The 16,025-nt window shown below is 63.9% G+C and carries 12 protein-coding genes and 3 pseudogenes; 9 read left to right on the top strand and 6 right to left on the bottom strand.

Annotation, left to right across the window (positions count from 1 at the left end; translation table 11 throughout):
* The 3 genes and pseudogenes from CYU59_RS24850 to CYU59_RS24840 form a co-directional block, all read right to left on the bottom strand.
* A partial coding sequence (locus CYU59_RS24850; protein ID WP_293003909.1) for a helix-turn-helix domain-containing protein occupies positions 1-624 on the bottom strand: 624 nt, incomplete at its 3' end.
* 124 nt (positions 625-748) lie between these two features.
* Complete coding sequence (locus CYU59_RS24845) at positions 749-1,321, bottom strand: helix-turn-helix domain-containing protein (RefSeq protein ID WP_293003907.1); 573 nt, start codon at positions 1,319-1,321, stop codon at positions 749-751.
* A gap of 300 nt (positions 1,322-1,621) precedes the next feature.
* Positions 1,622-1,735: pseudogene (locus tag CYU59_RS24840) on the bottom strand (hypothetical protein); the annotation flags it as partial.
* A 313-nt stretch (positions 1,736-2,048) separates the two neighbouring features.
* Here CYU59_RS24840 and CYU59_RS24835 point away from each other — a divergent pair.
* The 9 genes from CYU59_RS24835 to CYU59_RS24795 all read left to right on the top strand — a co-directional run bounded on the left by CYU59_RS24835 (position 2,049) and on the right by CYU59_RS24795 (position 13,220).
* Positions 2,049-3,677: a long-chain fatty acid--CoA ligase gene (locus tag CYU59_RS24835; protein WP_293003905.1), complete on the top strand. Its 1,629-nt coding sequence runs from the start codon at positions 2,049-2,051 to the stop codon at positions 3,675-3,677.
* 52 nt (positions 3,678-3,729) lie between these two features.
* A complete protein-coding gene (locus CYU59_RS24830) occupies positions 3,730-4,671 on the top strand; it encodes a R2-like ligand-binding oxidase (RefSeq protein WP_293003903.1) in 942 nt (313 codons plus the stop codon).
* A gap of 205 nt (positions 4,672-4,876) precedes the next feature.
* Positions 4,877-5,302, top strand: coding sequence for an OB-fold domain-containing protein (locus tag CYU59_RS24825; protein ID WP_293003901.1), 426 nt, complete (start codon positions 4,877-4,879; stop codon positions 5,300-5,302).
* Entirely contained in the window at positions 5,257-6,444 is a 1,188-nt protein-coding gene (locus tag CYU59_RS24820; protein ID WP_293003899.1) for a thiolase family protein, read from the top strand. Before CYU59_RS24825 ends, CYU59_RS24820 begins: the two co-directional genes overlap by 46 nt.
* A 67-nt stretch (positions 6,445-6,511) precedes the next feature.
* Positions 6,512-7,405 carry an SDR family oxidoreductase gene (locus tag CYU59_RS24815; RefSeq protein WP_293003897.1) on the top strand — a complete coding sequence of 298 codons (894 nt, stop codon included), beginning with the start codon at positions 6,512-6,514 and terminating at the stop codon, positions 7,403-7,405.
* 28 nt (positions 7,406-7,433) lie between these two features.
* Positions 7,434-9,065, top strand: coding sequence for a class I adenylate-forming enzyme family protein (locus tag CYU59_RS24810; RefSeq protein WP_293003895.1), 1,632 nt, complete (start codon positions 7,434-7,436; stop codon positions 9,063-9,065).
* A gap of 217 nt (positions 9,066-9,282) precedes the next feature.
* On the top strand, positions 9,283-10,404 hold the full coding sequence (locus CYU59_RS24805; RefSeq protein WP_293003893.1) for an acyl-CoA dehydrogenase family protein: 1,122 nt from the start codon (positions 9,283-9,285) through the stop codon (positions 10,402-10,404).
* A 118-nt stretch (positions 10,405-10,522) separates the two neighbouring features.
* Entirely contained in the window at positions 10,523-11,575 is a 1,053-nt protein-coding gene (locus CYU59_RS24800) for a transposase (RefSeq protein WP_293003891.1), read from the top strand.
* Positions 11,576-12,002: 427 nt separating this feature from the next.
* Positions 12,003-13,220 (top strand): acyl-CoA dehydrogenase family protein, encoded by a 1,218-nt coding sequence (locus tag CYU59_RS24795; protein ID WP_293003890.1) that lies wholly within the window; start codon positions 12,003-12,005, stop codon positions 13,218-13,220.
* Between the two features lie 67 nt (positions 13,221-13,287).
* Here CYU59_RS24795 and CYU59_RS24790 read toward each other — a convergent pair.
* The 3 genes and pseudogenes from CYU59_RS24790 to CYU59_RS24780 form a co-directional block, all read right to left on the bottom strand.
* Positions 13,288-13,562 (bottom strand): annotated as a pseudogene (locus tag CYU59_RS24790) (IS256 family transposase); the annotation flags it as partial.
* Positions 13,563-13,621: 59 nt separating this feature from the next.
* Positions 13,622-14,766, bottom strand: a protein-coding gene (locus CYU59_RS24785; protein ID WP_293003888.1) for an IS3 family transposase whose coding sequence is annotated in 2 segments (ribosomal slippage) — positions 13,622-14,499 and positions 14,499-14,766 — 1,146 coding nt in all. Because the reading frame shifts where the segments join, the coding sequence is not laid out codon by codon here.
* Positions 14,767-14,844: 78 nt separating this feature from the next.
* Positions 14,845-15,753: pseudogene (locus CYU59_RS24780) on the bottom strand (transposase); the annotation flags it as partial.
* Positions 15,754-16,025: the final 272 nt, after the last annotated feature.

The raw sequence follows: 16,025 nt of genomic DNA, 5'->3' as shown, positions 1-16,025 counted from the left end.
CAACGCCGCGGCCAGCCGCACGGTGTCTTCGGAAAAGCCGAACCGGTAGCCGGTCGCCAGCCGTGAATGATCATCCAAGAAGGCAAAAAGGTAGGTTTTGCGGTCGCCGACTCGCGGCCCGTGTAGCGCGTCTCCGACCCACAGTTCGTTGGGGTCGGCGGCCTCGAACCGGCCGAACACCGCCGGGACCTCGCCGGCACCGGGTCCCATCAACTCGCACCGGTGGAAATGGCGCAACAGGGTCGACTCCGAGGGCGCCCACCCCGTCGCGGTGCGCAGGATGCGGGCCACCTGCGTAGCGGTGCGGGTCGGGTTTTCCCGCTTCAGCGAGGCCGCCAACTCCAGCACCTGCGCATCGGTGCGCGCCGCCAGCCGCCGCGGCTCGGGCACCAGCGCCTCAAACCCGCCGGCCCGATAGCGGCGGATCCAGCGGTCCAGCGTCTCCCGCGAGACCCGGACCTGGTTGCCGAACGGGTCGTGATGAGTCTGCGCGGCGAGCTGACGCACCAACTTGCCCCGCTGCTTGGTCGACAACCCAGCATCCAGGGCCGGGCAGATCAGCTGATAGCGGAACAACCCGATCGCTTGCGCCCGCTCTCGGCGCTTGTGCTCCTCCAACGACACTTCTCGGTTCTCCTCCCAATCGAAGGCCTGCCCGAAACCATTGCCGGGCAGGCGTCCTGGAGAGGATCACCGATCACCCAATGCTGGCGTCAGGGGCGATTCGTGTTGCACCGCCAGCCGTTGGTCAGCCCGGAGCCAGCAGCCGACCACCACTGGCCGCGGCCGCCACTCGGCCCGGCGTCACCGCGCCGCCCAACCCGACCGCACCGAACCGGAACCCGATCGCCGCCGTAGCGGTCTCGACCGCGGCCAGCACATCGCGCCACGGGCACCCCGCCCCGTCCGGGATCACCACGTCCACCCCCACGGTCACTGCGATACCCAAGAACCAGTTCCGGATCGCCTCGAGCCGATCCGCCGCCCAGCGCAGCCAACCCCGCACCGTGGCCGCCGGCACCGCGATCACCGCCGCGATCCGGCGATGCCCCAACCTTTCAGCGCGGGCAGTCAATGCGGCCCAAACCTGTTCGGCCGCATAGGCTCTGCGCAGCAATATGGTCACCGGCAACAACACGTGCGTCACCGCGCACGCTCGGCAACGCGCCCGCCGGGGCCGCACCGGATCAGCCAGCCCAGCAATCCTTCGCACACGGGCATAACCCCAGCCACCCAGCACCCCACCGCAGCCAGGGCACCTAATCTCCCCAACAGCCAACCGGGACTCGACGCGAACAGGATCGACCTCTACCGTCACCATCAGTGCCTCCGAGCACTACAGCGCGGCACCCCGCAGTCCCGCCAAAGACTCAGCTGGGTGTCGCGCACCCATCAGTTCCTCGTCACACTGACGGTGCACACGAACAAGATCAAGCCCGCCACCAGACCGGCGACCACATCGGCAAACTCAATGACGAATGGCCAGCCTGTGGTCGTCATCCAAAGAGACGGTCAACACCCAGATCAAGGTGCATGCCCGCACGCCAACATCTTCGAACACTGCCTCAGCTTCCGCACCGACGCCAGCCACCTCGGCAGTGCCCTGGCGTCGTCGCTAAGCCCGCGGCCGCAACGTACGCCCGTCAACCTGCTCGGCCGGGTCCGGCAGCCTCGGGCCGGTCAGCATCCGCCGAGCCGTCGAGTGGCCCAACCCCGTGGTGGACAACCACCCGATCCAAAATCTTGCTCTTGTCCGCCTTCGACGCTTTGCGGGTACTGACCTCGCAGTTTGTTCGCTACCTGCCGCCTCGCAGCGATGTCGATCTTGCCTTCCACATCGGGCAAGCCTTCCAGGCCACACGCTCAAAATAGGTGAGGCACCACCGTCTGCCACACGCTCAAACTCAGTAAGGCACGCCGGTCTATTGACAATTGGCCAATCTTTGTAAGAGATTGGTGATACCGTCTGTCCGGGGTATTCGGGAGCAGCCAGTTGCCCGGTCGACGGCCGTCAGTATCCGGGAACGACGGGCAAAGGGATCCACGCTATGCAGAGCACTATGCAAGACGTTGGGCTTTCTGTGACGTCGATCGTCAAGCATGCCACCTCCGTTCACGCCGACCGCCGGGTTATCACACCGACCGAGTGGGGCTACCGGGCCGCGACCTACGGTGAGGTCGGCCGGCGGGTCGGTCAGTTAGCTAATGCGCTGCATGACCTTGGCGTCACCGGCGATCAGCGTGTGGCTACCTTCCAGTTGAGCAACCAGGAACACTTGGAGGCCTATTGCGCGGTGCCGTCGATGGGCGCGGTTTTGCACACGCTCAACATTCGTCTCACCCCTGACCAACTCGGCTACGTCGCCAACCACGCCGACGACCAGGTTGTGATCGTCGACATGTCGCTAGCACCGCTGCTTGCGCGTTCTTTGCCGGCCATGTCGTCAGTGCACACGGTGATTGCGGTCGGTGAGGGCGATCCCGAGCCGCTACGGGCGGTCGGCAAGACTGTCGTGTCATACGAAGACCTGATCTCGACGTATCCCGCTGAGTTCGACTGGCCTGAACTCGATGAGACGTCGGCCTCGGCGATGTGCTACACGAGCGGCACCACCGGAAACCCTAAGGGCGTAGTCTACAGCCACCGATCCACCTACCTGCATTCACTGGCCGTCTGCACCGGCAACGGGTTGGGCATCGCTGAAGCCGACAGCATCTTGGCTATCGTGCCGATGTTTCACGCCAATGCGTGGGGCCTTGTCTATGCCGCGCTGATGGCGGGGGCCGAATTGGTACTCCCACACCGATGGCTACAACCTGGAGCGCTGGTGGCCATCATCGAGGACACCCGCCCGACCGTGGCCGGTGCGGTGCCCACAATCTGGAACGACGTCCGGCACTTCCTGGCATGCGAGCCCGGTCATGACATCTCGTCGCTGCGTCTGGTCGCGTGCGGCGGATCGGCGGTACCGATGTCACTGCTGCGCGGCTTCGAACGCGACCACGGCATACCGATCGTGCAGTCGTGGGGAATGACCGAAACCTCGCCGCTGGCCACAGTGGCCAAACCGCCGACCGGGCTCGACGAGGACCAACAGTGGGCGCTGCGTGCCACCCAAGGCCGCCCGATATGCGGCGTGGAAATCCGGCTACGCGACGACCAGGATCGCACCCTGCCGTGCAACGGAGAAGCGGTCGGCGAGATCCAAGCCCGCGGGCCGTGGGTAACTGGCTCTTATTTTCGCGGTGACGACGCCGACAAGTTCGACCAGGGGTGGCTGCGCACCGGCGATGTGGGCCACGTCGACGAACATGGCTACTTGACGCTGACTGACCGCGCCAAAGACGTCATCAAGTCCGGCGGGGAGTGGATTTCGTCGGTCGAATTGGAGAATTTGCTGATCGCCCATTCCGGGGTACATGAAGCGGCGGTCATCGGTGTGCCCGACGAGAAGTGGCAGGAGCGTCCACTCGCTCTAGTGGTGGTCAAACCCGGCGCCGATATCACGCCAGATGAGCTACGTGCCTTCTTAGACGGCAAAGTCGCTACGTGGTGGATCCCGGAACGCTGGGCCTTCGTCCCCGAAATCCCGCGAACCAGCGTCGGTAAATACGACAAAAAAGTGCTTCGGGCATGTTACACCGCCGGTGACTACAACATCGTGGAATTCGTCTAGCGACCAAGGTTCGCTAGACCCGGCAATGCAGCCGAATAATTAAGGAGGTTACATGGCAACCACACGTTACCATTCGCTGGGTGTCGGCGGGCTGAACTGGGAAAGCGTGCCACTTAGGCTGTTCGCTGGCGGCATCGCCAAACACTGGGACCCCGCCAATATCGACTTCTCCCGCGACAGCGCCGATTGGGAGGCGCTTTCCGACCGCGAACGCGTGTATGTCACCCGGTTGTGCGCGGGCTTCATTGCCGGAGAGGAAGCAGTCACCCAGGACATCCAGCCGTTCATGGCGGCAATGCGGGCCGAAGGCCGGCTCGGTGACGAGATGTACTTGACGCAGTTTGCGTTCGAGGAAGCCAAACACACCCAGGCGTTCCGCTTGTGGCTCGATGCCGTCGGGGTGCGCGACGACTTACATAGTTTCCTCGATCAAACTCCGGCATACCGGCAGTTGTTCGACGAGGAACTTCACGAATCGCTCAACACGCTCTATGTGGATCCGTCGCCGGCTGCCCAGGTTAGGGCGTCGGTGACGTACAACCACATCATCGAGGGCATGTTGGCGCTGACCGGCTACTACGCCTGGCACAAGATCTGCGTGGAGCACGGCATTCTTCCCGGCATGCAGCAGCTGATTCGGCACATCGGCGACGACGAGCGACGCCACATGGCATGGGGCACTTTCACCTGCCGGCGCCACGTCGCTGCCGACGACACCAATTGGACGGTGTTCGAAACGCGCATGAACGAACTCATTCCGCTGGGGCAGCGCCTGATCCACGAGGGTTCTGCACTGTATGGCGACGACATGCCCTTCAACCTGTCAATCGACGAGATGAGGATCTATGCCACCGACAAGGGGATGCGCCGGTTCGGCACGATCAGCAGCGCCCGCGGGCGACCGCCCGAGGAAATCGACCTCGACTACTCGCCACTGCAGCTGGAGGCCACCTTCGCGGACGAGGACGCAAGGGTGCTGGCCGGTTCGGCCTGACTTCGACGAGATCGGCGCCAGCGCCGTAAAATCGCGGAAGTTTGCGCTGGAGTCGATTCGGCACTGAGGTACCAGCGCTACTCCAGCTTAGTTGCCGTCGCCGGTGCCACCATCTCGGCACGCCTCAAAGATCCGCAATGGCGCAACGCTCCAAGCGGCGGCGAGGCCAGTCATTGACCGCACGACCCGGAGGAGACTACACACGATGCGTCGACCACTTGAGGACGGCTACTTCACGATGCCCAACGGCGATGAGCAGCCGCGGTTGATCGGTTCCTATAGCCCTGCCGCCGACAAGTACTTCTTCCCCCGCCGCCGCCGCTGTCCGTTGACGGGCGGCCCGGTCGAGGATGTCCTGCTGTCACCAACCGGCGAACTATACGCCTGGACCTACGTCGAGTCGGCGTGGATGGGCAAGTCCCGGTTCGGCTCCACAGGCGACGGGCACGGTGTCGGCCAAGTTGACCTACCGGAGGGCGTGCGCGTGCAATCCATCCTGCTTGGCGAGATGGGCGACTGGGAGATCGGCATGCCCATGCAGCTTGAGGTCTACCCCCTCATGACCGATGCCGATGGCACTGAGCTGTGCTCGTTCCGCTTTTGCCCTACTCGACGGGGGGCACCTCGGTGATGGCCCGCGACGTCTATGTGATCGGCGTGGGGATGGCCCCGTTCGGCCAGCCGGACGCCAACGCGGCCGACTTGGGCTTCGGGGCCGGTGTCAACGCGCTCGGTGACGCCGGCATCGGCTTCGAGGAAGTCGGCTACCTCTACAACGGCTACATCGGCGCCGGTCTGCTCACGGGTGTCACCCTTGCGAAGGATCTCGGGCTTACCGGCATCCCGATCACCCACGTCGAGAACGCGTCGGCCACCGGATCGTGCGCCTTCCATGAGGCGGTCCAGGTGGTGGCGGGGGGGAGCGTCGATATCGCGATGGCGCTAGGGTTTGACGACCTCAATCGCGCCACTCGAGCTATCGGGGGCAGCAAGCCCGGCATTGGCCAGGTGATCCTTCCGGCGGCGTTTTTCGCCATGTGGGCGACTCGTCGCATGCACGAAGTGGGCACGACGGTCGAGACCTTCGCCGCCATCGCGGCAAAGAATTGGAACCATGCGCGGCTGAATCCCTATGCGCAACGTCGGGCCGACCATGAGGTCACCGTCGAAGAGATCCTCGCCTCGCGCATGATTTCCTACCCGCACACCTCGAAGATGGCCTGCGCCGCTGGCTCTGGAGCTGCGGCCGCGATCGTCGCGAGCCGCGAGGTGGCAGAGCGCGTGGCCGGTTCGCGCCCACTGGTGAAGGTGGTCGCCAGCCAGCAGCAGTCCGAGCAGTTCGTTGACGGCCACATTTTCATGGGTGCGGTCGTCGGTCCGGGCGAGCTCACCGCGGCCACGGCAAAGGCCGCCTACGACGAGGCCGGTGTCGGGCCGGCCGACCTCGACCTCGCCCACGTGCACGACGCATTCCCCATCGAGGAACTGATGTATTACGAGCTGCTCGGGGTGTGCGCGGCCGGGGAGGGGGACAAGCTCGTCTCCGAGGGCGCGACCAGCCTGGGTGGTCGTATCCCGTTCTCGACCGACGGCGGGCTGATCGGGCGCGGTCATCCCGGTGGGCCGACCGGCCTGGCCCAGATCTGGGATGTGACACGGCAGCTGCGGGGCGAGGCGGGCCCGCTGCAGGTCGAAGGCGCTCGAACCGGGCTTGCTCACATGATGGGCGCGGGCTCGGTCTGTGTCATCCACATCCTGCAGGCCGGGCGGTGACGTCATTCAACAACATCCGATAAGAGAGAAATCGCCCCGTGGGGCGACAGCATGGAAGGGAAATCGCGTGGCTGAGCTTAGCTTCGACGGGAGGGTCGCCATCGTGACCGGGGCGGGAAACGGTCTCGGCAAGGAGCATGCGATGCTGCTTGCATCACGCGGCGCGCGCGTGGTGGTGAACGATCTCGGCGGCAGCGTCGCCGGCGTCGGCGCGGACCTGACTGCGGCGGAGGCCGTCGCTCAGGAGATTGAAGCCGCTGGCGGTATCGCGGTCGCCGATGGTCACAGCGTGGCGACCCGAGAAGGTGGGGCGGCCATCGTGCAGGCGGCTCTCGACGCCTTCGGGCAGGTCGACATAGTCGTCAACAACGCGGGCATCCTGCGCGACAAGTCCTTCCACAATCTCACGCCGGAGTTGCTCGACCCGGTGATCGATGTCCATCTCTACGGCACCATCTGGGTGACCCAGCCGGCGTTTGTCAGAATGCGCGAGCAAGGCTACGGGCGGATCGTCAACACCTCGTCGGCCGCCGGGATCTTCGGCAACTTCGGTCAGGCCAACTACGGCGCCGCGAAGATGGGGATCGTCGGCTTCACACGGGTGCTCGCCCAGGAAGGCGCTAAGTACAACATCAAGGTGAACGCGATCGCACCGATGGCGCGGACCCGGATGACCGAGGAACTCCTCGGGCCGGTCGCAGAAAAGCTCGACCCGGCGAGCGTCGCCCCGGTTGTGGCCTATCTGTGCCATGAGTCGTGCGATCTCACATCGAGGATCTTCTCCGTTGGGGGCGGGCGAGTGGCCGAGATCTTCATCGGTGTGACGAAGGGCTTCTCATCGTCGACGCTCGATATCGAAGCGGTCCAGGACAACCTCGAGGCCATCTGCGATCGAGATGGCTATATCACTCCGACGCAAGCCAACGACGAGATCGGCCTCGTGCTGCAAGCGCTCGGCTGAAGATGCACGTACGTAGGAGGACCATGCCATGGCCGTGATCGACCTGCTATCCCAAGCGGTAGAGGACCGACCAGACAAGACCGCCGTCATCGCCGAGGACGGCGAGGCCACTTTCCGCGAGCTCGACGCCGCCAGCAGCCGGGTCGCCCAGCAATTGCACGCCGCTGGGGTGAGCCGCGGTCACAAGGTGGCGATGCTGCTCGCCAACGACCAAGCGATGCATTTCAATGCAGTGTATTTCGGCATCCACAAACTTGGTGCCGTGCCGGTGCCGCTCAATACCCGGTGGGCAGCGCCGGAAAAGCTGTTCGTGCTTGAGCACAGCGACGCCGTGGCGGTGATCACCGGTCTCGCCCACCGGGAGGTTCTGGTTGCGCTTGCCGAAGGCGAATCTGTCGAGATCGGCGGCCGTCCCGGTAGCTTCCAACTTGAGCACTTCTTCGTGACCGGCAGCGAGGCGCTGGATGGATTCACCCCCCTGGGCGACATAGTGGGCGCGGGCTCTGCGGACGTGCCGCTCCCCGAGCCTTCCGTGAGCGCCGACGACCCGGCGGATCTGCTCTATACATCCGGCACCACCGGAATGCCCAGGGGCGTGCTGGTGCCCGAGGGCAACCTCGCCGACGAGCCCGGCCAGGCGAGCCTCGGGCAGCTTCTCGGCGCGATGTTCGGCGAGAGCCTGCTTCATGCGGTGCCCTTGTTCGGTTTCACGGGCTGCCATGGCCTGATGCTGCTAAGCATTCGTGCCGGGGTCACCCAGATCGTGTTGCCGCGTTTTGATCCCGAGCAGTTGCTCGCGGCGATCGAGCGCTACCGCGCCACGTCGATCATGGGTGTGCCGACAATGCTGAATTTGGCCATGAAGCACCCCACGGTGGGTGATCACGACTACAGCACGCTGCAGCTCGTGTTTTTCGGGGCGGCGCCGATCCAGCCCGACACCGTGCGCAAAATGCGGCAGGTGTGGCCCGGCGCGAAGATGCTAAACGCTTACAGCCTCACCGAGGCCGGTGCCGGGGCGGCCTGCATCCTCGGACCCGACCCAGATGACATCCTTGCCCGGCCGGGCTCGGTTGGCAGGCCCGTAGGATGTGAAGTTGTCGTCGTTAATGACGACAATAACCCACTCCCCCCAGGCAAGGTCGGCGAGATCTGCTTCAACTCGAAGATAACCCGGCGCAGCTACTACAAGGGCGAGCAGCCCACCGCGGAACTTTGGAGCGGTGGACTGCTGCACACCGGCGACGTGGGTTACATCGCTGACGATGGCTACGTCTATCTGACCGACCGCAAAAAAGACATGGTTTTGCGTGGCGGCTACAACATCTTCGCCATCGAGGTCGAGCGTGTGCTGCTTGAGATGCCCGAGGTACTCGAGGCCGCAGTCGTTGCGGTGCCGCACCCGGACCTCGGTGAGGATCTCCTAGCGGTGATCGCGCCCATGCCCGGGATCAGCGGCGGCGAAGGCGAGCTCACCGCGGAGCGGATCAACCAGTTCTGCCGCCAGCGCCTCGCCGACTACAAATGCCCGCGCCACGTAGTCGTGGTGGACGAGCTGCCTAAGAACGCCATGGCCAAGGTCATGAAGACCGAACTCCGACAGCGCTTCCGAGATCACCTGCTCGATCGAGGGGCCGAGCATCGTGGGCAAAACAAATGAATGCTTCTTGAATATCGGCTTGACAGCGCGGCGACAGCATCCTGAGCAGTGGCCACCGAATAGCCACAGAAGAACCGTAAAGCGAGCGGATGGAGACAGCGGAAGATGCCAAGGTCGGTGAGACAGCGTCTTACGCGCAATTGATGAGCGCTTGGTAAGGCGTTCCCTATTTCTTTCGCGACAACAACTGGTTGAAAGAAGAGAGAGGTGCCATGTCATGGATTTCATGCTCAGCCCAGAACAGGACGACTTTCGCCAGACTATACGGCAGTTCGTTACCGAACTGTCACCGCTGGCCAAGGTTCGCCAGGCGGTAACGACTGCCCCGGGGTATGACATCGACCTTTGGTCTCGCATGAGTCGGGAACTTGGGCTGGCAGGTCTGCTCGTGCCGGAGGAGTACGGCGGGGCGGCAGCAACGATGATCGAGGCTGCTGTCGCTATGGAGGAAGTCGGACGCGGCATCGTACCGTGCCCGCTGTTCGCGACCGTCGCGCTCGGTGTCGCGCCGATCTTGATCGCGGCCAGCCAGGAGCGCAAGAAAGAACTGCTTCCAGAAATAGCCCGAGGCGCTCGTACAGTCACGACTGCTATCAACGAACCGGGTTGCGTTGACGGCTTCGGTGCTGTAGCCATGCGAGCGGCGACAGATGGCGACGCCGTCACGCTGTCCGGGACCAAGATTCATGTGATCGACGGCCATAGTGCGGACACCCTGCTTGTGCTCGCTCTGCCGCCCGGTGACTCCGCTGAGCCTGAGTTGTACCTCGTTGACGGTAACGCCGTCGGCCTCACCCGTACACGCGTCGAGACCCTGGACATCACCCGACCGCTGGCCACCCTGAGCTTCGACGCTGTCTCTGCGGTTCCCTTGGCCGGCGCGCACGGCGCCGCGCCCGTACGTCGTGTGTTAGATGTCGCGAAGACGTTGCTGGCGGCGGAGATGGTTGGTGGCACGGAGGGCGCTATGACCATGTCAGTTGAATACGCCAAGGTGCGTCACCAGTTCAATCGGCCCATCGGCTCCTTCCAGGCGATCAAGCACCGCTGCGCCGAGATGGCAATCGAACTGGACAGTGCTCGTGCAATCACTCTCTACGCGGCTCATCTGGCAGCGGAGGAGAGCGCTGACCTCGCCAAGGCGGCCCCTATTGCCGTGGCAACCGCCGCGGCCGGATTTGACTTCACCGCATCGTGGAATGTGCAGATTCACGGCGGGATTGGTTTCACCTGGGAGCACGACGCACACCTCTACTACCGGCGGGCGAAAGCTGACCGGGTACTGCTGGGCTCAGTACGCGAGCAATGGCTCGAGGTCGCTGACCGCATCGGGCTCTAAACACCGCCACATACTTCGTCGGCACGAACAGGGATGACATATGATGGGGACCCCCTCGGCTCAGGCGCTCGTTGATATGGGCGTCAGAGGAATTTTTCGGGAGCTCGAGGAGGTCCCGATGACGATGGTAGACAGTTTCGACGTGCGTCGACAGCAGATCACGTTCGATTACGTCGATGACGCTGGCGTGGAGCACTGGGGTCAGATCCGTCCGGCGACCCGGAAAACGTTGCGGAGCTGGCTGGCCGAGCACTGCTCGGATGGGGACGGCCAGGTCGCGTTGGAGGGCTGCACCGGGTGGCGGTATGTGTGCGAGGAGCGGGCCGCTGCTGGGATCGGCGCGCACCTGGGGGATGCGGCCGAGATTGCCGTGTTGCGGGGGCCCGAGAAGCGCGCCAAGAACGACCGCGCCAATGCTCGGTTGCTGCGCACGCTGTTGTTGGCGGGCCGGTTCCCCAAGTCGTGGATCCTGCCCGCACACATGCTGGAGATCCGCACGCTGGGCCGGTCGTACTACACGCTGATGGACGAGCGGCGGGCCTGGCGGCAGCCCATCCATCCCCAGCTGTTCCATCAGGGCTGTCCACCGACTCGGGCGCTGTTATCCGGCGCAGGCCGCGCGGCGCTGGACAGCGTCGACTTGTCGGCGCCGGGCCGGCGGTGCGTTGACATCGCGCTACGGCGCATCGATGAGCGATGCACCGAGATCGACCCGCTGCGAAGCCAATTGGTCAACTTCGCCCGACGCCAAGCCGGGTGTCAGGCACTGCACCGCCATTACGGCATCGGTTGGTTGTGCGCGGCGATCATCTGGTCCGAGGTCGGTCATGTCCGCCGATTCAGCAGTTCCGATCAGCTGGTGCGGTTTGCTGGGCCGGATGTCACCGTGTACTCCTCTGATACCAAACGCTCACCAGGGCACCTGTCGCGACGGGGCTCACCCGAGCTGCCTGGGCGGCGTTTGAGGCAGCCGAGTAGCGCAAGCCGGCGCAGTTCCCTTGATTACGGCTACTACCATAAGCTCGCGGCCAAGCGCGACGGCCACACCGGCAAGAATCCCGCCCTGGCGGTGGAACGCAAAATTCTGCGCCGCTGCTATCACACGCTGCGTGCGCTCGGAGATGGCGCCCTGGCGCTGCCAGTCCGCGAACGCCAGGAGGTGGCCGCTTAAATGATGCGTTGCGCGCCTGCCATGCCCATTAATCACCTGATGCGTAATCACCTGATGCCTGCGGCCAACGCCCGTGTGGTTCCTGTCGCCACCCCGCTGTTTGGTGGACTTCCCGGAAAGATTAAGCGACCGCACCTTCGTTGCCCGCACGCGCGATGCGTCTTCCGTCCCACATTTCCGCACCGGAGGGCAGCAGATGACTTGAACCACACCGTCTTTGCCTGTTCCCCGGCGGCCAAGTATCCGGCGGATCCTCGTCGGCCTCAAGGTCGTTCGTCATCGCTACACTGCGGGCGTCTCCGCCTTGACCCCGACCGCGGTCCACCGCCCTCAAGCGGTCGAGAACGCCGAAAAAAACCACGCAAAAAATGACCAATGGATCCACCTTTACGGGATCCTCAACACAGATAAGGGACGACGATACGATATGGACCTGTCTTATCCCCCGTCAGCTGAGGCGTTCAGGTCACGAGTGCGCGACTTCATCACCGCGAACGTCTCTGCCGACTTCGCTGGAATCGGGGCGTTGGATCAAATCCGGCGGAAGGAGTTCATCCGAGAGTGGCGGAAGACGCTCGCGGACAACGGCCTACTCGCCGTGTTGTGGCCGAAGCGGTATGGCGGAGGGGGACTGACCCCACTCGACCAAGTCGTGCTGACCGAGGAGTTTACTCGCGCCGGGGTACCGGCCGGAACTGAGAACGATATGTTCGGGATTCAACTGCTCGGCAACACGCTTGTCGTCTGCGGCACCCAGGACCAGAAGGATTGGTTCTTGCCGCGAATTCTGTCCGGTGACGATCGGTGGTGCCAGGGGTTTTCCGAACCCGACGCGGGATCGGATCTGGCCAGCCTGCGGACGAGAGCGGTTCTTGATGGCGGCGAATGGGTCATCAACGGGTCCAAGATCTGGACTTCAGCGGGACACCTCGCCAACTGGATCTTCGCACTGTGCCGCACCGACATGGATGCTCCCAAACACCGGGGGATCTCATTCCTACTCGTGCCGATGGATCAGCCCGGCGTGGAGGTTCGACCCATCAAGAATATGGTGGGCCAGTCGATGTTCAACGAGGTGTTCTTCACCGACGCCCGAACCGCTGCAGACAACGTTGTCGGGGAAGTGAACTCAGGATGGTCGGTGGCCATGACGCTGCTGGGTTTCGAGCGTGGAACAAGTGTCACCACCGACGCGATTCGCTTCCAAGCTGAGATCGACCGGCTCTTCGAGCTGGCCAACGAACTAGGTAAGACTAACGACCCACATATACGTGAGCAGCTCGCTTGGTGCTATGGCCGCGTCCAGATTATGCGGTGTCGTGGGTATCAGGCGTTGACGCGCTTCTTACATGGTGAGTATCCAGGTCCCGAGGCCGCGATGACCAAGATCCTCTGGAGCGAGTTCTTCCAACGCGAGACCGAACTGGCGATGGAGATCCTCGAGGCAGACGTGTTGACGCTGTCGGGCACTGGAACGAACGGAGCCTTGGCGACTGCAGATGTCGGAACACCGAATTCGTCGCTCGCGTGGGTCGAGTCGGCATTAGCTGCGCGAGCCGCCACGATTTATGCGGGCAGTTCACAGGTGCAGCGCAATATCATCGGCGAGAAACTGCTCGGCCTGCCCAAGGAACCGCGCCTCTAGGACGACGCTGACGTAGTGCGAGGATGTCCTGAGTTCTGTGGAACTTCGGTGGCGGTCCCGGTGAGCATCAGGCTGCGCTCACTTGATCGTCATTGTGCATGACGGGTACGACATTTCGGCGGCGGCTCGTTCGAGCGCAGTTCGTAGTGCGGGTAGGTGCAGGTGGCCGTTGGCGCGGCGGAACCGCTTGCTGGCTTCGACCATCCCGGCCGCACACCAGCGCAGCGCCATTTGTCCGTCTCGCCAACGTTTGACGTTGCGCGTGTGATCGCGGAAATTTGAGATCATCGACTCGATGCTGTTGGTCAACCGCAGCGTGCAGGCCAGGGTGGGCGGTACGCCTGGCGAGTCCCCGATACTGAGTCCACCCGGTTCTAGAGCCAGGTTGTTGTTGTTCGGATTCAGTTGATCTCGCAGGCCACGGGGTAGTGGGTGTGGCTGCATCGGGCAGCGTACTCGGCCGGTGTTCGGTAGCCCAGGGCCGAATGCCGGTGTCGGTGGTTGTGCTCGTCCTTGAAGTCGCCGATCACCACCCGGGCCTCGAACAGGGTGTTCCAGTGGTTGCGGTTGAGGCACTCCTTCCTGAGTCTGTTGTTGAATGATTCGATGTAGCCGTTGTTCCATGGAGTACCGGGCGGGATGTAGGACAAGCCGACGTTGTTCTCGCAGAACCGTTGCAGCGCTTGAGAAACCAACTCGGGACCGTTGTCCATCCTCAGCACCTTCGGTGGCCCGCCGGCTGCGGTGAACACCTTCTCGAGCTCGACGACGAGTCGCTCGCCGGTGATGGAGCGTTCCACCAGATGCAGCAGCGATTCACGGGTGTGTTCGTCGACCATCGACGCGATCTTGATCGCCTTGCCGTCAGTGGTGGAATCGAACTGGAAGTCCAGCGCCCACACCACCTTCGGGGCATCGGCGACCACCTCGGGCACCGAGGACGTCCCGGCTCGTTTACGCGGGCTGTGGACCCGCCGCTGCAGCCCCTCCTGGCACCACAACCGGTGCACCTTCTTCACGTTGATCAGCCGGCCCTCATCGTGGCGTAACGCCGCCCAGGCACGCCGGAACCCATGGCACGGGTGTTTGGTGGCGTAGCTGCGCAACCAGGCCCGCACATCGGCGTCGGGATCTGCGGGTGTCTGGGCCTGGGGAAGCCGCCGATGCGTCGAGCGAGACAGCCCAACCGCCTTGCACGCCAACCGTTCCGACATGCTCATGGTGTCCTTGAGCATGTCTACGGCGCGGCGCTTGGCGGCCGGGCTCAGAATTTTCCCTTGGCTACCTCCCGCAGCGCGTCCTTGACCAGCTCGGCCTCGGCCAACAACCGCTTCAAGCGGGCATTCTGCTCACGGAGCTCCTTGAGTTCCTTGGCCGCATCGGGATCCATCCCGCCGTATGCGCGACGCCAGTTGTACAACGTCGCCGCAGACACCTCCAACTCGGCGGCGATCTCCTCGCCCGTCTTGCCTTCGGCAGCCAACTCATCGGCGCGGCGCAGCTTGCGCACGATGTCCTCCGCGGAATGCCGCTTCCGACCAGCCATGTGTTTCATCGTCCCTTCCAGCCCGACATCGGGCCACAGGACTCTAAAACTGGTCGGGCTCATTCAGCGGGAACACGCCACGCCCAGGCGCAGCACCGTCAGCGTTTCGTCGAGCCCCTCGCGTAGGCTGGCTGCCGCCCCGGGGCGGGTGCGGTCGAGTTCGCTGGCCAGGGCCAGCAGCGCGGCCTCGGCCTCCAGCGCCGAGCCGGCATGGAAGGCGTCGGTCATCTTGCGGCCTACGCTAGACCGAAGTCGTTGCGGCAGGCGGTCTTTGACGTTCCTGACCTTGTGGATTTGGCAGCGTTGGATAACCGGATAATCCAACACGTCAAGCACCGCTTTGCGCAGCGCCTTGGCTCCGTCGATACCCACCAGCATCGGCCGGGTGACATCGAGGCCACGCTCGCGCAGCCCCACCAAAAGGTCGGTCACCACGGCGGCGTTCTCGGTAGCACCCTCGACAAGGGCCAGCGGATGCTTGACACCGTCGACGTCGATGCCCAGTGCCACGACGCAGCTGGTCTCGGCGAAGTGGACCCCGTCCGATCATCAACGCCACCACGTCCAACTCGGACAAATCAGCGGCCAACAACTCGGCCAGCGCCGTCTCGGTCATCGCCACGAACTTCCGTGACACCGCGGACGTGCTTGTGGCAGAAGCGGCCTCGGAGAAGCGATCGGCAGATCCCCGGAGCCGTTGACCGCCCGCACCCGCGGCCGGCTTACCGGCCACCCGACGCCCACCCAGGGGCACCGAGCCGCGCTCGGGGCCGTGACGCACCGCGGTGCGTGTCGGGTCGTGGCGGCCTTCGGCCCACACAGCCCGGCCACGTCGGCCTCCATCAGGCCCTGCATCACCTGCAGGCCGGCGCCGACGGCCAGCACCAGCAGACCCTCCTGCATGTTCTCGGCGATCTCGGCCATCGCCACACTGGCGTGCTCCGGAATCGCGGCCACGGCTGCATCAACAGACGTGGCCCGCAGCAGCCCGCACTCACCCGGGTGGCACAACCACGCGGCAATCGGCGAACATCGGTCTGAATCACCCCGGCATGTCCGGAGGGACTCCACTTCTTGGGAAGGATGGAGTCATGTCGACGAATTCGTCGAGGAGGTATCCGCCGGAGCTGCGTGAGCCCGGATTTTTCGCGGAGTGTTGCGAGTTTCGGGGTGTAGATACGCGAAAGTGCCTGTCCTGCAAGGAATAATTGGACTTCTCTACGGTTCAATCGTTCCAATGGGAAGGCACCTCGCAGGTG

Source organism: Mycobacterium sp. (genome assembly GCF_002863225.1).
Classification (GTDB): domain Bacteria; phylum Actinomycetota; class Actinomycetes; order Mycobacteriales; family Mycobacteriaceae; genus Mycobacterium.
The sequence above is the reverse complement of the archived record's forward strand: the minus strand, read 5'-3'. Positions and strand labels throughout refer to the sequence as shown.